Below are 21,991 nucleotides of genomic sequence, written 5' to 3'. Positions count from 1 at the left end.
ATTAAAACTGTTTATAAAATCAGTAGTCACTCTTCAAGACTTGATATTTGTTTGCATCCGAAGATGCTGAGATATCAATCCTGCGAGTGCCCACACAGATTGTCTGATAAATTGTTAAAGAGCAGTGCTACTTTCTCAGTAGCGCGGGCTGTGCATATTACGCTTTCCCGCTGCGTAGTCAAGCATTTATTTTTCGCTTCACTCCGCCTGACACGCCGCTTTGCAAGCCGTTGTTCCGTGTCAGTGGAGGCGCATTATAGGGAGTTCTTCGCCGGTGACAAGCGTTTATTTAAAAAAACTTTCTGACCGCATTCTTTTTCGCCAACCCGCTTATTTACAACGCTATTTGGTGCTTAACTGTGCAATTTCACGGGCAAATCGGGCTACCTGCGGCCAATCGGTATAAACCACTTCTTTACTTGTATCCGTTTCACCGCCGGTCATTTTCATAATTAAGCGGATCATGAAGCGGTCCAGCCAGCCATAACGCGGGTAACGCAATGCACCGGCAAACACGGCACAATGATCGGGCTGCCAAACCGAGTTAAGCAAAAACTTGCGGGTATAAGGATTCGTCTGCGGCGAACGCTTCTCTGGTTTACGGGCAACAAGATTGACCGCGAAAAATGCACTCGCGCGCTCCTTCAGCTGCAGCTGATACTTTTTCACGAACGCCTCAACAGAGGCATGGAAATGTCCGTAGCGAATAGAAGCACCAATGATCACCCGGTCGTAATTAGCCCAGGCAAGTTCCTCGCAGCGATGGAGATTGACCACATCGCTCTCCACGCCCAGCTCTTTCAGTTCAGAAGAGATATAAGAAGCAATCTCACGAGTTTGACCATCTCGGGTCGAAAACAGAATTAAGGTTTTCACACAGGCTCCGGTTACTCGCGCCAGAAAGTAGGCGTGAACAGTACTAGCAGGGTAAATACTTCAAGGCGGCCAAACAGCATATTCACGATCAGGATCCATTTGGCCACGGGATTCATGCTGGCAAAGTTGTCGGCAACGACGCCAAGGCCCGGGCCCAGGTTATTAAGCGTTGCAGCAACAGAGGCAAAAGCAGAGAAGTCATCGACGCCGGTCGCGATGATAGCCAGCATACTGACGATAAACACCAGCGCATAAGCAGAGAAGAATCCCCATACGGCTTCAAGAATTCGTTCCGGCAAGGCCCGGTTCCCAAGCTTGATGCTGTAAACGGCATTCGGGTGTACCAGGCGTTTCAGCTCGCGGTTACCTTGTTTAAACAGCAGCAGGATACGAATCACTTTCAGGCCACCGCCGGTAGACCCGGCGCAGCCGCCGATGAAGGCAGAGCAGAGCAGCAAAACCGGCAAGAATAGCGGCCAGCGAGCGATGCTGTCCGTGGTAAAGCCCGCGGTGGTCGCCATCGACACGACCTGGAAGAAAGCCTGGTTCAAAGTCTGCCAGGCTGACTGGTAGGTATTATGGAACCAAAGCACCAGAGTACAGACCAGAACCAGCGAGAGCTGTACACCGATAAACATCCGAAATTCCGGATCGCGCCAGTACACTTTGAGGCTACGCCCGCTCAGCAGGGAGAAGTGCAGACTGTAGTTACAGCCAGAGATCAGCAGGAAGATAGCAATAATGGTATTGATGGTTGGGCTATTGAAGTAGCCCACGCTCGCATCATGTGTCGAGAAGCCACCAATCGCAATAGTAGAGAAGCTATGTCCGATAGCATCAAACGCCGGCATCCCCGCGAACCAAAGCGCCAGCGCGCAAGCAATCGTCAGCAGGACATAAATGAGCCACAGCGTCTTTGCCGTTTCGGCGATACGCGGGCGCATTTTATTATCTTTAAGCGGCCCCGGCATTTCTGCCCGATACAGCTGCAGCCCACCGACGCCAAGAATAGGCAAGATGGCCACCGCCAGGACGATGATCCCCATCCCGCCGAACCATTGCAGCATTTGCCGATAGAAAAGAATCGCATGAGGTAAAGAGTCCAGCCCCACCAGCGTTGTCGCGCCGGTCGTTGTCAGGCCAGAAAAGGATTCAAAAAAGGCGTCTGTTACCGTCAGATTCGGCCGCTCGGCAAAGACAAACGGCAGCGCACCCACGCTGCCCAGCACAGTCCAGAACAGCACAACGATCAGGAAGCCTTCCTTCGGTTTGAGATCCCTTTTCTCACGGCGATTTGGCCACCACAGTAAAGAACCTATCGCCAGCGCAACAAAAAAGGTTTGGGTAAAGGCGCGGCCGGCACCGTCTCGATAGATTAGAGCCACTAAGCCGGGGAGTATCATGGTTCCGGAAAAGAGGATAACCAACAGGCCAACGATTCGGGTAATGGCGCGAAAATGCATTTCAGCCGCTTCCTTAAATATCTATAAATAACGAGGTGGGATTATTGTTCAAACGGCAATAAATGCAACGCACCGCGGCTAAAGTCACTCAGCCTGGCGTTGAAGGCAGCCACCTGGGTTTGCGGCAACGCTACGCGCATAGCAACGATGGCCTGGAAGTCGCTTTCCACAATAAGACCATCGCTTTGCTTGAGTAGCGCTTCCACACCCGCCAGCTGCGAATAGTCGCAATGCAAAGTATATTCGGTTAACGGCACTTTGAGCACTGTAGAAAGCTGGTTTAACGCCAGCTGTACGCCGCCGCCATAGGCTTTCACCAGGCCACCAGTACCCAGCTTCACCCCACCGTAGTAGCGCACCACCACCGCAGTGATTTCACCAATACCTTTTCCCATCAGTTGGGCAAGCATAGGTTTCCCTGCGGTGCCTGCAGGCTCACCATCATCCGAGAAACCTAGCTGCTGCGAGTCATCCGGCGCGCCAGCAACCCACGCCCAGCAATGGTGACGAGCGTCCGGGTGTTCAGCCCGGATTTTCTCAACAAATGCTTTAGCCGCTATTACCCCATCCGTATGGGCGACAAAGGTAATAAAGCGGCTTTTCTTGATCTCCTCGCTGACCGTGACGGGCTCGGCAGGGATTGGCCAACTTTCCATTACGCGAGCTTCAGGTTACGCGTCATGTTTTCGATGCTGTTTTCATAGATAACGACGTTATCTTCAATGCGGATGCCGCCAAACGGCTTCAGCGCCTCAATACGCTTCCAGTCGAAGTGTTTGCTGTACTGCCCTTCACGCCACGGTGCCAGCAGTGATTCGATGAAGTACAAGCCTGGCTCGATGGTCAGCACCATGCGAGGTTCCAGCACGCGGGTACAGCGCAGATAAGGATGCTGCGAAGGTGCAGCCAGATGCGTCCCGGTATCGTCCTGCATAAACCCGGCTACATCGTGAACCTGCAACCCAAGCGGATGCCCGATGCCGTGCGGCATGAACGGGGTAGTGATCCCGGCTTCCAGCATCGCCTCTTCACTGATGTCGTTGACCAGCTTGTGGCGACGCAGCAGCTTAGCCAGACGCTGATGGAACTGGATGTGGTAATCGGTATAGCGCACACCGGACTTCATAGTGTCGATCAGCGCCAGTTGCTCTTCGTTCACGTCTTTAATCAGATGAGCGAAATCGCTGTCGCTTTGGGTCGTCCAGGTCCGCGTCAGGTCGGCGGCATAGCCGTTATATTCAGCGCCAGCGTCCAGCAGGAAGCTCCGAATTTCGGCAGGTACGCGATGATCCAGCTTAGTGTAGTGCAGCACCGAAGCATGCTCATTGAGCGCCACGATATTGCCATACGGCACATCGGTATCGCGGTGTCCGGTCGCCGTCAGGTAAGCGATGTTAATATCGAATTCGCTCATGCCGGACAGGAACGCTTCGTGCGCAGCGCGATGGCCGACGACTGCCGTTTTCTGTGCTTCGCGCATGCAGGACAGCTCGTAGTCCGTTTTATAAGCGCGATAATAATGCAGATAGTCGATAACCCCTTTCGGGTTGATGTTGGCTGGCGTGATATCCAGCTGTAATGCACGCTCTGGCACCGGGCCAATGTAGCCAATATTGCTGCGTGCGGCAGGCAGCTGGCTGCCGATACCGTCGGCTTTTGGCAGCGCAATCACTTCAATATCGTCGGTCCAGAAGGATTCCGGCAGCGGCTCCACGTTGTGCCAGTAATCCACCGGCAGATAGAACCACAGCTTCGGCTTATTCACGCCATCCACCAGCAGCCAGCAGTTAGGTACCTGGGTCACCGGCACCCAGGCTTTGAACTGCGGGTTTACTTTAAACGGATAGGCATGATCATCGAGGAAGACATTGAACAGCTCCCCGGAGTGAATAAGTAATGCATCAAGGTTAAAACGCGCCAGAACGTTGCGGGTACGCTCCTGTAGCGTTGCCACATGATCTTTATACAGCGCGGCCAGTGATTCCATAATTTATCCTTCTGTTTTTGTCTCTGTTCGCATCGCATCTTAGCATACCGGACAAACCGCCGAGTTATTTCCGCCGCCTGTGATCGAGTTTGCAAATATTTAAAGAGAAATTTGCATTTCATTAACATCAATTCCACACTCCGCTTCATCTGGTACGACCAGATCCCATTGCTGGATTCAGGAGACTGACATGCTCTACCAAGGTGAAACCCTACATCTCGACTGGCTGGAAGACGGCATCGCCGAACTGGTTTTTGATGCCCCCGGCTCCGTCAACAAGCTGGATACAGCGACCGTCGCCAGCCTCGGCGAAGCGCTGGCCGTACTTGAAAAACAGCCTAACCTCAAAGGCCTGCTGCTGAGTTCCAGCAAATCCGCCTTCATCGTTGGCGCCGACATTACCGAATTCCTGTCGCTGTTCCTGGTCCCTGCCGAACAGCTGACCCACTGGCTGCAATTTGCCAACAGCGTGTTTAACCGCCTGGAAGACTTGCCCGTCCCAACCATCGCCGCGGTGAATGGTTACGCGCTGGGCGGCGGATGCGAATGTGTACTGGCAACCGATTACCGTCTGGCAACGCCGGATACCCGTATTGGCCTGCCGGAAACTAAGCTAGGCATTATGCCGGGCTTTGGCGGTTCCGTTCGTCTGCCGCGTTTATTGGGTGCCGATAGCGCGCTTGAAATTATCACCGCGGGCAAAGACGTTGGCGCAGCAGAAGCGCAAAAACTTGGCCTGGTTGATGGTGTGGTAAAAACCGAAAAACTGCGTGACGGCGCACTGGCAGTCCTCCGCCAGGCGATCAAAGGCGAGCTGGACTGGCAGGCAAAGCGCGCCCCGAAACTTGAGCCGTTACGTTTAAGCAAAATCGAAGCCGGTATGAGCTTCACCATTGCTAAAGGCATGGTGGCGCAGATCGCCGGGAAGCATTACCCAGCGCCAATGACTGCGGTAAAAACCATTGAAGCTGCCGCCGGTCTTGGCCGCGATGAAGCCCTGAAGCTGGAAACCCAAAGCTTTGTGCCGCTGGCTCGTTCCAATGAAGCCCGCGCGCTGGTCGGCATCTTCCTGAACGATCAGTTTGTCAAAGGCAAAGCGAAAAAACTCACCAAAGATATCGAAACGCCTAAACACGCGGCCGTACTCGGCGCGGGTATTATGGGCGGCGGCATTGCTTATCAGTCCGCCTGGAAAGGCGTGCCGGTATTAATGAAAGACATTAACGAGAAGTCGCTGGCGCTGGGCATTAATGAAGCCAGCAAGCTGCTGAACAAACAGCTTGAGCGCGGCAAAATTGACGGCATGAAGCTGGCACAGGTGATTTCAACCATTCAGCCAACGCTGGAATACGCAGGGTTCGATCGTGTAGACGTTGTCGTTGAAGCCGTAGTTGAAAATCCGAAAGTGAAAAAAGCGGTGCTGGCAGAAACCGAAGATAAGGTTCGCCCTGATGCCGTGCTGGCTTCCAACACCTCAACCATCCCGATTAGCGAACTGGCAAGCGGGCTGAAACGCCCGGAAAACTTCTGTGGGATGCACTTCTTCAACCCGGTGCATCGCATGCCGCTGGTTGAAGTCATTCGCGGAGAAAAAACCTCAGACGCCACCCTCGCCAAAGTGGTGGCATGGGCAAGCAAAATGGGTAAAACCCCTATCGTGGTCAATGACTGCCCGGGCTTCTTCGTCAACCGCGTGCTGTTCCCCTACTTTGCAGGCTTTAGCCAGTTGCTGCGCGACGGCGCGGATTTCCGCCAGATCGACAAAGTGATGGAAAAACAGTTCGGCTGGCCGATGGGCCCGGCTTACCTGCTGGACGTGGTCGGAATTGATACCGCCCATCACGCACAGGCGGTCATGGCCGCAGGCTTCCCGCAGCGTATGAACAAAGATTACCGCGACGCAATCGACGTTCTGTTTGATGCCGGACGCTACGGCCAGAAAACCCAGCAGGGCTTCTATCGTTTTAAAGAAGACAGCAAAGGCAAACCGCGCAAAGACCAGGACGAAGCTGTTGATGGCCTGCTGGCAGACGTGAGCCAGCCTAAGCGCAGCTTCAGCGACGAAGAAATTATCGCCCGCATGATGATCCCAATGGTCAACGAAGTGGTTCGCTGCCTCGAAGAAGGCGTGATTGCCAGCCCGGCAGAAGCCGATATGGCGCTGGTTTACGGCCTCGGTTTCCCTCCGTTCCACGGCGGCGCGTTCCGCTGGCTGGACACCCTGGGTAGCGCGAAGTATTTCGACATGGCGCAGCAGTACCAAAACCTAGGCCCGCTGTACGTCGTGCCTGAAGGCCTTAAGGCCAAAGCATCACGCAACGAGCCGTACTATCCCCCGGTCGAGCCAGCCCGCCCGACCAGTGACCTGAAAAGCGCCTGAGGAGTGAACATGGAAAAGGTTGTTATTGTTGATGCCATCCGTACGCCGATGGGCCGCTCGAAAGGCGGCGCGTTCCGCAACGTTCGCGCTGAGGATCTGTCGGCGCATCTGATGCGCAGTATCCTGTCCCGTAACCCGGCACTCGAAGCCGCAGCGCTGGACGATATCTACTGGGGCTGCGTCCAGCAGACGCTTGAGCAGGGTTTCAATATTGCCCGCAATGCATCGCTTCTGGCGGAAATTCCTCATTCAGTGCCAGCCACCACGGTGAACCGCCTGTGCGGTTCCTCCATGCAGGCGCTGCACGATGCAGCACGCATGATTCAAACCGGCGACGCGCATGCTTGCCTGATCGGCGGCGTGGAACATATGGGCCACGTACCGATGACCCACGGGATTGATTTCCACCCTGGCCTCAGCCGCAACGTGGCAAAAGCTGCGGGCATGATGGGCCTGACGGCTGAAATGCTTTCCCGCTTACACGGCATCAGCCGTGAAATGCAGGATCAGTTTGCCGCGCGTTCCCATCAGCGCGCCTGGGCTGCCACAGAAGCCGGGCACTTCAAAGCGGAAATTATGCCGACCAGCGGTCACGATGCCGACGGCGTTCTGAAGCGTTACGACTACGATGAAGTGATTCGCCCGGAAACCACGGTTGAAGGGCTGGCGGCGCTGAAACCTGCTTTTGATCCGGTGAATGGCACCGTCACCGCAGGCACATCTTCGGCGCTGTCCGATGGGGCATCCGCGATGCTGCTGATGAGCGAAACTCGCGCCAAAGAGCTGGGCCTGAAAATTCGCGCACGCGTTCGCTCGATGGCCGTCGTCGGCTGCGACCCGTCTATTATGGGTTACGGCCCGGTGCCTGCATCCCGACTAGCGCTGAAAAAAGCGGGCCTGACCGCTCAGGATATCGACCTGTTTGAGATGAACGAAGCGTTTGCCGCCCAGATCCTGCCGTGCATTAAAGATCTGGGGCTGATGGATAAGATCGACGAAAAGATCAACCTGAACGGTGGCGCGATCGCGCTGGGCCACCCGTTGGGCTGCTCCGGCTCGCGTATCAGCACCACGCTTATCAACCTGATGGAGCGTCGCGACGCGCAGTTTGGCCTGGCTACCATGTGTATTGGCCTGGGTCAGGGCATCGCGACCGTATTTGAACGCGTTTAATAAAAAACGAAACTGAGTTTAGTTGCCGTGTTTCCCGCCTGTCAGGGGCGGGTTTTTTATATCTGAAAGATAAAAAAAACCACCGACGATGCGGTGGCTTATTCTGACGACGAACGGCCTTAAATAAAGGAGAAAGCGTCGCCGAACATATGTTCAACCAACGCCCCGCGCTCGTTGCAGAACAGTTCACGGGCAATTTTCGCCATTTCGAAACGACCTGCGATATAGATATCGTGCCCGCTCAGTGAAGCGTGATCCTGCATAACGGCGGTGAGTACAGTCCCGCTCCGGCCACGCCAGCCTTCTTCCGGCTGCTCAACCACGGCTTCAACACGCAGATTAGGATGCTGCAGGGTCAGCCCTTCCAGCTCGGCCAGGTCGTAAAGATGCTTCTCTTCACGGCCGCCCCAATAGATTGCAATTTCACGCTCTGGGTTACGCGCCAGCGCCGTCAGCAGAATAGAACGAACGTAAGAGAACCCCGTGCCGCCGGCAATCAGGATAAGAGGACGGTCTTCATCTTCGCGCAGCCACGCATCACCGTGTGGCATATCAACCACAATTTCCTGCCCTTTCAGAATACGGTCCATTACCGCCATGGCATAGAGGTTGAGCTCAGAGGCACCAATATGTAACTCAATGAACTCACGCTCGCTCGGCGTGGAAGCCATAGAGAACGGGCGCTTATCCCGCTCATCCATCACCACCATCAAATACTGCCCGGCCTGGAATGAGAAATCGCCTTCCGGCAGCAATCGAACGCGATATACCGTGTCGGTTATCGCTTCTACCGAGGTCACTTTACAGCTTAAGGTTGTCATGCGTCCCCTCTGTCGGGTCAATAATGCTAAACCGTAAAGGTCGCCACTCAGGCGCCTTTGTCGTTATCAAAAATAGCCAGTTCATCCCAGATTGCATCAATACGCGCGCATACCTCAACATCTTTCTTGATTGGGCGCCCCCATTCACGCTGGGTTTCGCCCGGCCATTTATTGGTGGCGTCCAGTCCCATTTTAGAGCCTAGCCCGGAAACCGGGGAGGCAAAATCCAGATAGTCTATCGGCGTGTTATCCACCAGCACCGTATCACGGGACGGATCCATACGCGTAGTGATCGCCCAGATAACATCGTTCCAGTCGCGTGCATTGACGTCGTCATCACACACAATAACAAACTTGGTGTACATGAACTGACGCAGGAACGACCAAACCCCCATCATGACTCGCTTGGCATGTCCGGCATACTGTTTTTTAATCGTCACTACCGCGAGTCGGTATGAACACCCTTCCGGCGGGAGATAGAAATCAATAATCTCCGGAAATTGCTTTTGCAGGATGGGTACCAGCACTTCATTAAGCGCCACACCCAGCACCGCAGGCTCATCCGGCGGGCGGCCAGTGTAGGTGGAATGGTAAATCGCATCCTGCCGCTGGGTGACGTGGGTTACGGTGAATACCGGGAAGCTATCCACTTCGTTGTAGTACCCCGTATGGTCGCCATACGGGCCTTCCGGTGCCATTTCACCAGGCTCAATGTAACCTTCCAGCACAATTTCTGCACCTGCAGGAACTTCAAGATCGTTGGAGATACATTTCACGACCTCGGTTTTGGTCCCGCGCAGCAGCCCGGCAAAAGCATATTCGGAAAGCGTATCCGGCACCGGCGTCACCGCCCCAAGAATGGTTGCGGGATCTGCGCCAAGCGCTACGGAGACAGGGAAGCGCTCACCCGGGTGAGCCTCACACCATTCCTGGAAGTCCAGCGCACCGCCGCGATGAGACAACCAGCGCATAATCAGCTTGTTTTTGCCGATCAGCTGCTGGCGGTAAATCCCCAGATTCTGGCGCTCTTTATGCGGACCACGGGTGACCGTTAACCCCCAGGTAATCAGCGGGGCGACGTCTTCCGGCCAGCAGCGCATGATCGGAATGCGATTAAGATCGACCTCATCCCCTTCCCAAACCTGCTCCTGGCAAGGTGCATTACGCAGACGTTTAGTCGGCATATTCAGAACTTGTTTGAACTGCGGCAGCTTATCAAACAGGTCGCGAAAGCCTTTTGGCGGCTCCGGTTCTTTAAGGAAAGCCAGCAGTTTCCCGACTTCACGCAGGGCAGTAACGTCCTCCTGCCCCATGCCCATCGCTACGCGTTTCGGCGTTCCAAACAGGTTACATAGCACCGGCATGGTGTAGCCTTTCGGGTTTTCAAACAGCAAAGCCGGGCCACCGGCTCGCAGCGTGCGATCGGCAATTTCGGTCATTTCCAGATTCGGATCGACAGGCAATGCGATACGTTTGAGTTCGCCCTGCTGCTCAAGCAGCGCAAGAAATTCGCGTAGGTCGTGGTATTTCATGCAATTTATCGTGACGTCGGATTTGGGCGTCATTATACGGACTTCACCGCCACCATGCTGTATTTTTGTTAAATTAGCGTGAAACTGGCCGCCTGCCGGCCGCCCCCGGACAGGTTATACTGAAGCTGTGTATCTCTGCGAAGGACGTTTTGTTATTCTGACGCGCTGAAGCGGGCGAAAAGAGAAATTATGCAATCCTGGTATCTTCTTTACTGTAAACGTGGTCAATTACTGCGCGCCAAAGAGCATCTTGAGCGCCAGGAAGTTAATTGTCTTACACCAATGATCACGCTGGAAAAAATGGTGCGTGGTAAAAGAGCTGCGGTCAGCGAGCCTCTGTTCCCTAATTACCTGTTTGTCGAGTTCGATCCAGAATCCATCCATACCACCACGGTGAATTCCACCCGTGGCGTCAGCCATTTTGTTCGCTTCGGCGCGCAGCCGGCAACGGTTCCGGAAACAGTGATTCATGAACTGATGCACTATCAAATAGAGAATATCCTCGACCCAGAAACGCCGTATCCCGGCGATAGCGTGGTGATTACCGAAGGGGCCTTCAAGGGATTAGAAGCCATCTTCGCTGAACCAGACGGTGAAGCTCGCTCAATGTTGCTGCTGAATTTACTGAATAAGCAGGTGCAGCAAAGCATCAGGAATACCGACTTCCGCAAGGTTTAATGCAAAGAGGCCAGCAAATGCTGGCCTCTTTCTTCCTGAATCGCAACTAGCGCTGCATCTGCTCATCGTGCAGCCATTGGGCAACACGTTTTGAGAAATACGTCAGCACGCCATCCGCGCCAGCACGCTTAAAGCACATCAAAGATTCCATAATGGCCGGTTTTTCGGCCAGCCAGCCATTCTGAATCGCAGCCATATGCATGGCATATTCACCGGATACCTGGTAGGCAAATGTTGGCACCCCAAAGGTGTCTTTCACGCGGCGCACAACGTCGAGATAAGGCATCCCAGGTTTCACCATCACCATGTCGGCCCCTTCCTGCAGATCTTGCGCCACTTCCTGCAAAGCTTCGTCGCTGTTAGCCGGATCCATCTGGTAAGTCTTCTTATTGCCGCCCTTCAGGTTACCGGAAGAGCCAATGGCATCCCGGAACGGGCCGTAGTAGCAGGAAGCATATTTTGCGGCATAGGACATGATCTGGGTATTCACGAAGCCATCAGCTTCTAACCGGTCCCGGATAGCGCCAATACGTCCATCCATCATATCGCTAGGCGCGACAATTTCGGCCCCGGCTTCAGCATGGGAAAGGGCCTGACGAACCAGAATCTCGCGAGTGACGTCGTTGATCACATAGCCATCAGCGTCAATGACACCGTCCTGCCCGTGAGTGGTGTAAGGGTCCAGGGCAACGTCAGTCAGCAACCCAAGCTCAGGCACAGCATCTTTCAGCGCACGCACAGCGCGCTGTACCAGGCCATTTGGGTTATAGGCTTCTTCCGCATGCAGCGATTTCCCGTCGCTTTCAATGACCGGGAACAAAGAGAGCACAGGGACGCCCAGCTTCGCGACCGCCTCTGCTTCTTTCAGCAGTTGATCGATAGTCATACGATAAACCCCCGGCATAGACGGCACTTCCTGCTGCTGGTTGTGGCCTTCCATGACAAACACAGGGTAAATAAGGTCGTTTACCGTCAGCTGGTTTTCAGCCACAAGACGACGGCTGAAGTCATGACGACGTACGCGGCGCATACGACGCCCGGGAAACGTACCGGGAAATGCATAGCTCATTTAACTTTCTCCTGATTAAAACCCAGTCGGAATAACCGACGAGCATTGTCATCTGTTACCTGCGCAAGCCAGGCCGGGTCTTCACCGCGCCATTCGGCGACCTTATTCAGGATATGGGGCAGATAACAGGGTTCGTTGCGGCGGGACGCAGGTTTTGGTTGTAGATCCCGGGGCAACAAATAGGGCGCATCGGTTTCCAGCAGCAGTTGCTGAGCGGGGATAACCGGAAGTAACTCTCTTAGTGCCAGGCCACGGCGCTCGTCGCAAACCCAGCCGGTAATGCCGATAAACAGTCCGCGAAGCAGGCAATCGCGGGCTTCCTCTTCAGTTCCGGTAAAGCAGTGCAGCACCACGCCGGGCAGTTGATCCAACCAGGGGTCAAGTAGCGCAAGAAAACGTTCATGTGCATCCCGGCAGTGTAAAAATACCGGCATCATCAGCTCCGCGGCCAGCGCCAACTGCGCGGTGAAAGCGCGTTCCTGCTCTGCAGGAGTAGAAAAGTTACGGTTAAAATCCAGACCGCATTCGCCGATAGCGACGACCTGCGGGGCCGCCGCTAAACGGCGGATGGCACCCGCAGTTTCGTCATTCCACTGGCTGGCATCATGGGGATGCACTCCGGCGGTGGACCAGCACTTTTCATGCTGCTGCGCCAGGCGTAACGCTTGTTCACTTTCATGGAGGTTGGTACCGGTCAACATCATGCCACTCAGGCCAGCCTGCCATGCGCGAGCGACCACATCCTCGTGATCTTTTGCGAATTGAGAACTGGTTAAATTCACGCCAATATCAAACATCTCTCCCTCCAAACGACAACCGCCCCTGAGGGCGGTTATTTCATTACTGCTCTTTTTCCGAGCGCGTCTCTTCAGATTCAGGCTCATCATCTTCATCGCCATTACGCCCTTTTCCGACGTAGAAGCGGGAGAAGAAGACACCAACCTCAAACAGGCAGTACATTGGCACCGCCAGAAGGGTTTGCGAGAAAACATCCGGCGGCGTTAACAGCATGCCGACAACAAAAGCCCCCACCAGAATATAAGGGCGCTTCTGTTTCAATGATTCCGGTGTTGTCACCCCCATCCAGCACAGCAGGATAATGGCGACGGGCACCTCAAACGCTACGCCAAAGGCCATGAACAACGACATCACAAAGTCGAGATATTTCGTGATGTCCGTCGAGACAACCACCCCTATTGGCGCAGTTTTTGTCAGGAAACCAAAGGCGAGCGGGAAGACCACAAAATACGCAAAGGCAATGCCGATATAAAAAAGCAGCGTGCTGGAGAACAGCAGCGGCATCACCAGCTTACGCTCATGCTTGTACAATGCAGGGGCAACAAAAGCCCAGATCTGGTACAGAATGACCGGTGCGGCCAGGAACACCGAAACGTAAATGGTTAATTTTATCGGGGTAAAGAACGGTGATGCGACATCGGTCGCAATCATCGTTGAGCCCAACGGCATATGTTTGATCAGCGGGGCGGAAACCACCTGATAGATGTCATTGGCGAAATAGACCAGCGCCAGGAAAATCACCAGCACGGCGATCATGCTGTTCAGCAGGCGCTTACGCAGCTCGATCAGATGGCTAATGAGCGGTTGGGTATCTTCAACAGCCATAGTTACGATTTTTCACCTGGAAGTTGCGTTGGGGTGACAACGGGTGCAGCCTCGGGCAAAGGCTTCACCTGAGGCTCGACAGCAGGTTCTACGACGTTTTCGACCGCCACGGGTGCCGGTGTCACCGTCTCTGAAGGTACGGCATCAGGCGCAGCCGCCTGATGTGCCGCATTGGCTGGCGTGGCACCGTCATGACTTAGCTGTTCATCCTTAACCAACGGGTTATGGATGGTATTCGCTTCGTCGCTGTTCTTTTCAGGATCGTGCTGGGTATAAGAACGCTTCATCGACTCAGCGGCCTGGCGCAGTTCGTCCATTGACGCCTTCAGTTCAGGCGTCAAATTATCCATACTGGCTTTCTCGACCTTTTTCAGGCTGTCCTGCAGTTCCTGCAGCTTCAGTTCCTGAGCGAGTTCGTTCTGCACCGTGGTAGCCAGAGAACGCAGCGCGCGCACCCAGCCAACAACTGTTTTTACCGCCACCGGCAAGCGCTGCGGACCCAGAACAATCAGGCCAATCACAAACACCAGCAGCAGTTCGCCAAAACCAATGTCGAACACGGTTTATACCTGCTCTTTATCGTTGCTTTTCGCTTCGTCTTTTTTCACGTCGCTCGGTTTTTCAGAGAGGGATTTCGCTGTGAAATCAGCATCCTTCTCACCATTTTCTTTCTCTTTGCCGTCGTCGTCGCTCATGGCTTTCTTAAAGCCCTTAATAGACGCGCCAAGATCTGAACCTAAAGAGCCCAGCTTCTTGGTGCCAAACAATAAAACAACGATAACAACAATGATTAGCAATTGTGGCCAACTGATGCCCATACCTACTCCTGAATAAAGATGTTAAGGCAATGAGAACCGCTATTATACGGCAATCACCCGTTAATTCCGATTAAAGTTCAGGCAGAGCGCCGCCAGCCAATCAGCCAGACAACGATTCCCCCCGCCATCAACCAGGCAGGCATAAAGTCCCACTCAGGTTTGTTGATCAGCAGCAGCGTCCCGCTCAATATAAGCGTGGCACCGATGCCGAACAGGTAACGCGACTGTCCCTGCCGCACGTGATGAAGTTGCAGGTCGCGCTGAATTTTATCAACGCTAAGCTGTAATTGCTTGCCCTGGCGCAAACTGTTGTACACCAGTTCCGGCAATTCCGGCATTTTTTCCACCCAAAAAGGCGCTTTTTCTTTGAAAGCACGTACCAGAGCAGGAATACCAACCTGATCTTTGATCCAGCTTTCCAGGAAAGGTTTCGCCGTTTTCCACAGATCCAGCTGCGGATAAAGCTGCCTACCGACGCCTTCGACGTATAAAAGGGTCTTCTGCAGTAAAACTAACTGCGGCTGAACTTCCATGTTGAAACGACGCGCGGTATTGAACAGGTTCAGCAGCACATGGCCAAAGGAGATCTCCGCCAGCGGCTTCTCAAAAATAGGTTCACACACGGTGCGAATCGCAAACTCGAACTCTTCGACATTCGTATCTGCCGGCACCCAGCCAGAGTCCACATGCAGCTCGGCTACCTTGCGGTAATCCCGGTTGAAGAAGGCAATAAAGTTTTCTGCCAGATAGCGCTTATCGTCTTTGTTCAGCGAGCCCACGATACCGCAGTCGATACCAATGTATTGCGGATCTTCCGGGTGGTCGTAGCTCACGAAAATGTTGCCCGGATGCATGTCCGCATGGAAGAAGCTGTCGCGGAAGACCTGCGTAAAGAAGACCTGCACGCCACGTTCGGCAAGCAGCTTCATGTTGGTGCCCTGAGCTTCGAGCGCAACGGTGTCAGAGACCGGAACCCCGTAAATCCGCTCCATCACCATCATGTTCTCGGTGCAGTAGTCCGAATAAACCTCCGGCACATACAGCATCGGGCTATTTTCGAAGTTACGCCGCAGTTGGATGGCGTTCGCCGCTTCACGCAGCAGGTTTAACTCATCGATCAGCGTTTTTTCGTATTCACGCACCACTTCCAGCGGGCGGAGACGACGGCCATCCGGCAGCAAACGCGGCACCCAACGGGCGAGGCGATAGATAAGCTTCATATCGGCTTTGATCACCGGCAGGATATCAGGCCGAATGACCTTAATCACGACCTCTTTGCCGCTCTCTTTCAGGCGTGCGGTATGCACCTGAGCAATGGAGGCAGAGGCCAGAGGCTTGATGTCAAAATCGTCGAACCAACTTTCAACGGGAATGCCGCCCATCGCCAGTTCAATCTGTTTCTTCGCCAACGCACCGTCAAAAGGCGCAACTCTGTCCTGCAACATAGCCAGTTGGTCAGCAATGATCGGTGGGAACAGATCGCGACGGGTAGAAAGCATCTGACCAAACTTGATCCAAACGGGACCGAGCTCCTGCAGCGCAAGGCGTAGACGTTCTCCCAAAGGCTTATCACGGTGACGATTCGGCATCCAGAACAGGCAACGCCGCCACAAACGTAACGGCAGCGTAATGCGCATTTTGGGAATCAGTTCATCAAGGCCATAGCTCAGAAAGGTACGGACAATGAAATAAAGGCGGCGAATTTCTCCTGGCGTCATTTGCCCTCCAGCTTATCCAGCCGTTTGCTGAGTGCGTCCGCCGAGCGTGCCAGCGCTTCGGTTTCCTCTGCAAACCAGGCCACTTCAAGTGAGCCAGGCGCAACGCGCCACTCTTCGGTGAGCGCTTCTCCCAGATACTGCTGATTGCGGATCAATCCTTTTTTCAGCAGCTTTCCGCCATGACGCGCAAACTTACTGATACCTTCAGAGGCAATATCGCCTATATACGGAGCCAGCAGTTCCGCAGGATCAAACTCCGCGAGATCCATCAGCGATGCCAGATTTTGTACAACCTGAATGTCACCTGCCACGTCAAGTTCACCGCTGCGAATCAGAGCGGTAAGTTGCTGGCGATCGCGCAGTTTCGGCAGCACGCCGATATGGGTTGTGACGCTACAATCCGCCTCACCTTCCCACTGGCTCAGTACGTCCAGCTGTTGTTCACTGAACACCAGCACCAGCGGCGCTGAAAATTCTTTCAGGCTAACGCGCAACGTCTTGCCCTGCAGGCGTTGACGCGCGGATTTCAGGCTACGATCGCGCCAGAGGAAGGTGTTCAGCACACCTTCAATTCCGGCAGTCATCAGCGACATAAATGGCATCGCGGCTCCCTGTTAGAATTTATAGCCACGGTGCAGGGCGACAATCCCACCGGTCATATTGTAATAGGTGGTGTTTTCAAACCCGGCTTCTTCCATCATGCCTTTCAGCGTTTCCTGATCCGGGTGCATGCGAATGGATTCTGCCAGGTAGCGATAGCTTTCGCCGTCCTGAGCCACCATTTCACCGATGCGCGGCAGAATGTGGAAGGAATACGCGTCGTAGGCTTTGTTCAGCGGCTCGAAAGCTGGTTTGGAGAACTCAAGCACCAGCAGGCGGCCACCGGGTTTGAGAACGCGGAACATAGAGCGCAATGCAGCGTCTTTATCCGTGACGTTACGCAGGCCAAAGGAGATGGTGATGCAGTCAAAGGTGTTGTCCGGGAATGGCAGCGCTTCGGCGTTAGCCTGCACGTATCTGACGTTCCCCACAATGCCGATATTGCGCAGCTTTTCACGCCCCATTTTCAGCATCGAATCGTTAATATCGGCCAATACGACTTCACCTGTCTCACCAACCAGGCGAGAAAATTTCGCCGTCAGATCGCCCGTACCGCCCGCAAGATCCAGCACGCGCTGGCCACGACGTACGCCACTGCAGTCTATCGTGTAGCGTTTCCACAACCTGTGGATACCAAAAGACATCAGGTCGTTCATTACGTCGTATTTCGCCGCAACAGAGTGGAACACGTTCGCCACCATATCGACCTTTTGCTCTTTAGCTACGGTACGGAAGCCAAAGTGCGTTGTTTCCTGGGATCCGGACTCCTGGGATTCATCAACCATCTCAATGCCTGCTTAATAAAGAAAATGTTCGGGAAGTGTAACAGAATGGGCGTGAAAGCCCTATGATTCAACCGTGCTACTCAGCCTCAGTTTAACGCTCTTCACCCGTGCGCAATGAAGACAAAGTATCGAATTCAGCCTCAGGTTCTTCGCCCGCATGGCCCAGTCGAGCAGAATCATCCTCATCTTCCTGACGAGCGCGCTCGACCAGATCTGGATTCATCTCACGTTTGACTTCTACGCCAAGTCCGCGAAACGCATCTGCCTGAACCAGGATATTCCCACGCCCGGATGAAAGTTTTTTCATCGCCTGCCGGTAGTTATCCTGCGCCTTATCGAGACTTTGCCCAATCGCAGACATATCATCCACGAACAGGCGCATTTTATCGTACAGGCGCCCCGCCCTGTCGGCGATTTGCTGGGCATTACGGCTTTGATGTTCATAGCGCCACAGATTGGCAATAGTGCGCAGCGCCACCAGCAGCGTCGTCGGGCTCACCAGCATAATGTTATTTTTCAGCGCTTCGCTAATCAGTTCAGGCTGCCTGTCGATAGCCAGCAGGAAAGCGGGCTCAACGGGAATAAACATCAACACATAGTCCAGCGAACGTAGCCCCGGTAGCTGTTGGTAATCTTTGCGCCCCAGCAGGCGAATATGGCTGCGGATAGCGGCGATGTGCTCATTCAGCGCACTTTCACGCGTGAGTTCATCTTCACCATTGAAGTAACGCTCATAGGCCACCAGCGTCATTTTTGCATCAATAACAACGTCTTTGCCCTGAGGCAGGCGGACGATAACATCCGGCTGCATACGACTGTTGTTTTCAAGCTGGATGTTCACCTGAGTCTGGTATTCATGCCCTTCACGCATGCCAGAAGCTTCCAATACCCGAGTTAACACCACTTCCCCCCAGTTACCCTGGGTTTTGTTGTCGCCCTTCAGTGCTTTGGTGAGATTGAGCGCCTCTTGCGCCATTTGTGCATTGAGCTGCTGCAGGTTACGGATTTCGTGCGTCAACGTATGCCGTTCGCGTGCTTCCTGGCCAAAACTCTCCTGGACCTGGCGTCGGAAGCCATCGAGCTGTTCTCGAAGTGGGGAAAGCAACACGTTAAGGCTTTGGCGGTTCTGCTCTTCAACCTTACGCCCGCTTTGCTCAAAAATACGGTGGGCCAGATTCTCAAACTGCTCGTTCAGGCGCTGCTCGCTGTTAAGCATTTGGCGATGCTTGTCTTCAGCATTGAGCCGGGTTTGCTCGAGCAACGTGGTCAGCTCACGAATATCTGCTTCCTGCCCGCTGTTAATTTCCATTTGAGCACGGACCTCACGGTTAAGCTGGTCGCACTCATCTCGCCAGTGCTGGTTTTGCTGAAGCTCCTGCCGCGCGGCTGTAAGCTCACCGTAGATTTCACGCTGTTCTTCATGCAAAGCCGCCAACCGCTGCGCCGCACGCAGACTGGCGACAAGCCAGCCGGTCAGCAAGCCCACCAACCCGATGCCCAGCCCAAACAACAGTGAAATATCCATGCTTCCCCCAAAACGATACCAACATCGGCAAAATAAAATTCTGCTGTATAAATGTCCAGATGAAAAGGGATTTTCCGGAAGGGAGCGCGCAAAGCATAAAAAAAGCCGGCGAGCGCCGGCCTTATGATCGGAAAAGCAAAACTACAGCAGGCGACGCGCCGCCTCGACCACGATTTTCACCGCGTGACTTTCCGTTTTCTTCATGGTTTCCGCGTTAGGGATCTCTTGCTGAGTACGGTTCACGATGACCCCGGCAACCATACCCGCACGCAGACCCTGGCTGGAGCACATGGTCAGCAGCGTGGCGGATTCCATTTCATAGTTCATCACGCCCATTTGCTGCCACTCTTTCATTGAGCCTTTGAAGCGGCTAACTACGCGGCCAGAGAGCGTGTCGTAACGCTCCTGACCAGGGTAGAAGGTGTCGGAGGATGCCGTCACGCCGATGTGCGTCGTTGCGCCCACGGCTTTTGCCGCTTCAACCAGCGCGGTAGTACATGCGAAGTCTGCCACAGCCGGGTATTCCATTGGCGCGAAGTGCAGGCTGGCACCATCCAGGCGAACAGATGCGGTGGTCACGAGCACATCGCCGACGTTGATGTTCGGCTGAATCGCCCCGGTAGTCCCGACGCGCAGGAAAGTGCGAATGCCAAGCTGTGCCAGTTCTTCAACGGCAATAGAGGTAGATGGGCCGCCGATACCGGTAGAACAGATGATAACCGGCTTGCCGTCGAGTTCAGCACGCCAGGAAGTGAATTCACGGTGGGAAGCCAGCTTAACCGGCTTGTCCATCAGCGCGGCGATTTTTTCCACACGCTCAGGATCGCCAGGGACGATGGCAAGCGTAGCCCCTTGCAGGTCATTTTTAGTGAGGCCGAGATGGAAAACATCAGACTTGGACATAACAGACTCCTCTGTTGAGTAGGTTTCAGGAGAAGCAAAGCGACACTTTACAGAACCCCTGAGCATAATTTCGTGATGACGCTCACTTTGAATGAAACAAATTACATTATTTGTATATTCATATGCGATCAGCATCACAATTAAGCGTCAATCGGGCTATTTTTTGAACTTTGACGGCGTTTTTTGCCCGCCAGATTTGCTACTAATCCTGGCTATAGTTATCACACTGCGCTAATGCTGGTTCGGAGAAAACCATGAAACAAAAGCAAACAACACATAACACACCGGGCGAAGGTTTCGCACCGGCGGCATCCCCCATCGCCCCCACCGCTTTGCTAACGCCGGACGACACTATTCTTTCTGGGGAAACGTCAATTCCAAGCCAGGGCGACAATATGCCGGCTTACCACGCCAGGCCCAAAAATGCCGATGGCCCGCTGCCGGTCGTGATTGTCATTCAGGAGATATTTGGCGTTCACGAACATATCCGCGATCTCTGCCGTCGACTGGCGCTTGAAGGCTATCTGGCCATCGCCCCGGAGCTTTATTTTCGCCAGGGAGAACCGGGAGATTTTGCCGATATCCCCACGTTGTTAAGCGGCCTGGTCTCAAAAGTGCCGGATAACCAGGTGCTGGGCGACCTTGATCATGTGGCCAGTTGGGCGTCACGCAACGGCGGCGATGCGCATCGCCTGATGGTCACCGGTTTTTGCTGGGGCGGGCGAATTGCCTGGCTTTATGCGGCGCACAATCCACAGCTGAAAGCGGCCGTCGCCTGGTACGGCAAGCTGACGGGTGAGAAAACGTTGAACTCTCATCACCACCCGGTAGATATCGCCGTCAATCTTAATGCGCCAGTGCTAGGCCTTTATGGTGGTCAGGATACCGGGATTTCTCAGGAAAGCGTTGAGACCATGCGCCAGGCACTAAGAGCGGCCAATGCCAAAGCGGAAATCATTGTTTACCCGGAAGCCGGACATGCTTTTAACGCTGACTACCGCCCGAGCTACCATGAAGCGTCGGCCAAAGATGGCTGGGAAAGGATGCTGGCGTGGTTTAAACGGTACGGAGTAAGGAAGTAAAGCCGGTCAGTTACCCCGGACTGCATAACATAACGGGCCGTCCGTCACGGCCCGTTATATCCCTGACATCTAAAAATCGTATTCGTTAATCACATCTAGAATACTTTTTTCATTATGGTAGCGAGTTCTCAAAGCACCCTGCTGCGATTTTGCTTTACCACAGATAACATTAACCTGTTTTTCAATATCCTTTTGCTGCTCTTTTGGCAAGCTCGAATCCCATTCACCAGATAAATGCTGGCAGTCATCTGCATTTATTAGAAACTCAGTAACGTCTTTTGGATATTTATCCGCAGCCTGAGCGCAGGAAACCAAAAAGAATAGCGCACAGAAAATTAGGCTTTTATTCATTTTATCGACCATCCGTTGACCAATGAGGTTTATCGTTAGCACCGCCGTGATACTTTATCACATCAAAGCTTTTCCCTACTTCATGTAATTGAGCATTCATGCCATCACGGGGCATTGTTTTGATAATAACAGTCTCACCTTTATTATCTTTAATTTCCAGGTTACCCATCCACGACAGCGTCATATCAATAGCATTGCCTTCCGTATGTCGGCTCCTTAACGCCGGAGCAACGTTGAGATTGGACATGCCATAAGCCCGGACCATCGCTTTTGCCGCATTAATGCTTTTATTTCTGTCAGCCTTTCCGTTCGCACCATTATGCACCCATTCAATTTCCACACCCGATTTTTCAGGAATATTGGCGGGTTCAACCATGCCTCGTGCCAGCTTCCAGGACCAGTGCATTAAATATGCCCTTTCCGGCGGACGTAACGTCGCCGAAATAGTTACCCTGACGCCAGCATCTTCAAGGCTTTTTAGAAAATTATTAACATTTGCCCGGAATATTGGACTCAGGGTTTGCGTGTCACTACTTCCCTGGAATCGACTAACCCAGCTTTCACCGCTTAGCTGCTTCATAAGTATCCTTTTATTTCACAAAAAAAG

At 53.7% G+C, this 21,991-nt stretch carries 23 protein-coding genes; 5 read left to right on the top strand and 18 right to left on the bottom strand.

Annotated elements, in window-relative coordinates:
• On the top strand, positions 1-306 hold a 306-nt coding region (locus F3J26_RS22615), incomplete at its 5' end, for a hypothetical protein (RefSeq protein ID WP_205246594.1).
• 36 nt (positions 307-342) lie between these two features.
• On the opposite strand, the gene hemG is transcribed toward F3J26_RS22615, so the two are convergent.
• From hemG to pepQ, 4 genes are read right to left on the bottom strand one after another with little or no spacing between them, the layout of a single operon-like run.
• Entirely contained in the window at positions 343-876 is a 534-nt protein-coding gene (gene hemG / locus F3J26_RS21580) for a menaquinone-dependent protoporphyrinogen IX dehydrogenase (RefSeq protein WP_166879461.1), read from the bottom strand.
• Positions 877-887: 11 nt separating this feature from the next.
• Entirely contained in the window at positions 888-2,339 is a 1,452-nt protein-coding gene (gene trkH / locus F3J26_RS21575; protein WP_008455438.1) for a Trk system potassium transporter TrkH, read from the bottom strand.
• A 41-nt stretch (positions 2,340-2,380) separates the two neighbouring features.
• Complete coding sequence (locus tag F3J26_RS21570; RefSeq protein WP_008455441.1) at positions 2,381-2,995, bottom strand: IMPACT family protein; 615 nt, start codon at positions 2,993-2,995, stop codon at positions 2,381-2,383.
• A complete protein-coding gene (gene pepQ, locus F3J26_RS21565) occupies positions 2,995-4,326 on the bottom strand; it encodes a Xaa-Pro dipeptidase (RefSeq protein ID WP_166995906.1) in 1,332 nt (443 codons plus the stop codon). Before pepQ ends, F3J26_RS21570 begins: the two co-directional genes overlap by 1 nt.
• A 190-nt stretch (positions 4,327-4,516) precedes the next feature.
• Between pepQ and fadB the strand changes: the two genes are divergently transcribed.
• Both fadB and fadA read left to right on the top strand, forming a co-directional pair.
• Complete coding sequence (fadB, locus tag F3J26_RS21560; RefSeq protein ID WP_166995905.1) at positions 4,517-6,706, top strand: fatty acid oxidation complex subunit alpha FadB; 2,190 nt, start codon at positions 4,517-4,519, stop codon at positions 6,704-6,706.
• A gap of 9 nt (positions 6,707-6,715) precedes the next feature.
• Positions 6,716-7,879 carry an acetyl-CoA C-acyltransferase FadA gene (gene fadA, locus F3J26_RS21555; protein ID WP_008455446.1) on the top strand — a complete coding sequence of 388 codons (1,164 nt, stop codon included), beginning with the start codon at positions 6,716-6,718 and terminating at the stop codon, positions 7,877-7,879.
• A gap of 119 nt (positions 7,880-7,998) precedes the next feature.
• Here fadA and fre read toward each other — a convergent pair whose 3' ends face one another.
• Positions 7,999-8,700, bottom strand: coding sequence for an NAD(P)H-flavin reductase (fre, locus tag F3J26_RS21550; RefSeq protein WP_008455448.1), 702 nt, complete (start codon positions 8,698-8,700; stop codon positions 7,999-8,001).
• Positions 8,701-8,747: 47 nt separating this feature from the next.
• Positions 8,748-10,241: a 4-hydroxy-3-polyprenylbenzoate decarboxylase gene (gene ubiD, locus F3J26_RS21545; protein WP_085938888.1), complete on the bottom strand. Its 1,494-nt coding sequence runs from the start codon at positions 10,239-10,241 to the stop codon at positions 8,748-8,750.
• Between the two features lie 180 nt (positions 10,242-10,421).
• Here ubiD and rfaH point away from each other — a divergent pair, with 180 nt between their 5' ends.
• Complete coding sequence (gene rfaH / locus F3J26_RS21540; RefSeq protein ID WP_008455452.1) at positions 10,422-10,910, top strand: transcription/translation regulatory transformer protein RfaH; 489 nt, start codon at positions 10,422-10,424, stop codon at positions 10,908-10,910.
• A gap of 46 nt (positions 10,911-10,956) precedes the next feature.
• Here rfaH and hemB read toward each other — a convergent pair whose 3' ends face one another.
• From hemB to udp, 10 genes are all read right to left on the bottom strand, one after another.
• On the bottom strand, positions 10,957-11,979 hold the full coding sequence (gene hemB / locus F3J26_RS21535) for a porphobilinogen synthase (protein WP_008455454.1): 1,023 nt from the start codon (positions 11,977-11,979) through the stop codon (positions 10,957-10,959).
• A complete protein-coding gene (gene tatD, locus F3J26_RS21530) occupies positions 11,976-12,776 on the bottom strand; it encodes a 3'-5' ssDNA/RNA exonuclease TatD (RefSeq protein WP_166995903.1) in 801 nt (266 codons plus the stop codon). Before tatD ends, hemB begins: the two co-directional genes overlap by 4 nt.
• A gap of 43 nt (positions 12,777-12,819) precedes the next feature.
• Positions 12,820-13,602: a Sec-independent protein translocase subunit TatC gene (gene tatC, locus F3J26_RS21525; RefSeq protein WP_008455457.1), complete on the bottom strand. Its 783-nt coding sequence runs from the start codon at positions 13,600-13,602 to the stop codon at positions 12,820-12,822.
• A gap of 2 nt (positions 13,603-13,604) precedes the next feature.
• The gene (tatB, locus tag F3J26_RS21520; protein ID WP_166995901.1) at positions 13,605-14,162 is read right to left on the bottom strand and encodes a Sec-independent protein translocase protein TatB; all 558 of its coding nucleotides are present in this window, start codon (positions 14,160-14,162) and stop codon (positions 13,605-13,607) included.
• A gap of 3 nt (positions 14,163-14,165) precedes the next feature.
• On the bottom strand, positions 14,166-14,420 hold the full coding sequence (gene tatA, locus F3J26_RS21515) for a twin-arginine translocase TatA/TatE family subunit (protein ID WP_008455463.1): 255 nt from the start codon (positions 14,418-14,420) through the stop codon (positions 14,166-14,168).
• A gap of 77 nt (positions 14,421-14,497) precedes the next feature.
• Complete coding sequence (gene ubiB / locus F3J26_RS21510) at positions 14,498-16,138, bottom strand: ubiquinone biosynthesis regulatory protein kinase UbiB (RefSeq protein ID WP_008455465.1); 1,641 nt, start codon at positions 16,136-16,138, stop codon at positions 14,498-14,500.
• Positions 16,135-16,740, bottom strand: coding sequence for a ubiquinone biosynthesis protein UbiJ (gene ubiJ, locus F3J26_RS21505; protein WP_166995899.1), 606 nt, complete (start codon positions 16,738-16,740; stop codon positions 16,135-16,137). Before ubiJ ends, ubiB begins: the two co-directional genes overlap by 4 nt.
• A 12-nt stretch (positions 16,741-16,752) precedes the next feature.
• Positions 16,753-17,523 (bottom strand): bifunctional demethylmenaquinone methyltransferase/2-methoxy-6-polyprenyl-1,4-benzoquinol methylase UbiE, encoded by a 771-nt coding sequence (ubiE, locus tag F3J26_RS21500; protein ID WP_008455469.1) that lies wholly within the window; start codon positions 17,521-17,523, stop codon positions 16,753-16,755.
• Between the two features lie 91 nt (positions 17,524-17,614).
• Positions 17,615-19,048, bottom strand: a complete 1,434-nt coding sequence (gene rmuC, locus F3J26_RS21495; protein ID WP_166995897.1) for a DNA recombination protein RmuC — start codon at positions 19,046-19,048, stop codon at positions 17,615-17,617.
• Positions 19,049-19,189: 141 nt separating this feature from the next.
• Positions 19,190-19,951: a uridine phosphorylase gene (gene udp / locus F3J26_RS21490; RefSeq protein ID WP_166995895.1), complete on the bottom strand. Its 762-nt coding sequence runs from the start codon at positions 19,949-19,951 to the stop codon at positions 19,190-19,192.
• Between the two features lie 254 nt (positions 19,952-20,205).
• Here udp and F3J26_RS21485 point away from each other — a divergent pair, with 254 nt between their 5' ends.
• Positions 20,206-21,033, top strand: a complete 828-nt coding sequence (locus F3J26_RS21485) for a dienelactone hydrolase family protein (protein WP_166995893.1) — start codon at positions 20,206-20,208, stop codon at positions 21,031-21,033.
• Between the two features lie 69 nt (positions 21,034-21,102).
• Here the strand turns inward: F3J26_RS21485 and F3J26_RS21480 are convergent, their stop codons facing one another.
• Entirely contained in the window at positions 21,103-21,384 is a 282-nt protein-coding gene (locus F3J26_RS21480; RefSeq protein ID WP_250153703.1) for a hypothetical protein, read from the bottom strand.
• A gap of 1 nt (position 21,385) precedes the next feature.
• On the bottom strand, positions 21,386-21,964 hold the full coding sequence (locus F3J26_RS21475) for a peptidoglycan-binding domain-containing protein (RefSeq protein ID WP_250153704.1): 579 nt from the start codon (positions 21,962-21,964) through the stop codon (positions 21,386-21,388).
• Between the last annotated feature and the right edge of the window lie 27 nt (positions 21,965-21,991).

The organism is Enterobacter sp. Ap-867 (assembly GCF_011752855.1).
Taxonomy (GTDB): domain Bacteria; phylum Pseudomonadota; class Gammaproteobacteria; order Enterobacterales; family Enterobacteriaceae; genus Cedecea.
Note: the sequence above shows the minus strand (reverse complement) of the source record. Positions and strands in the feature narration are given on the sequence as shown.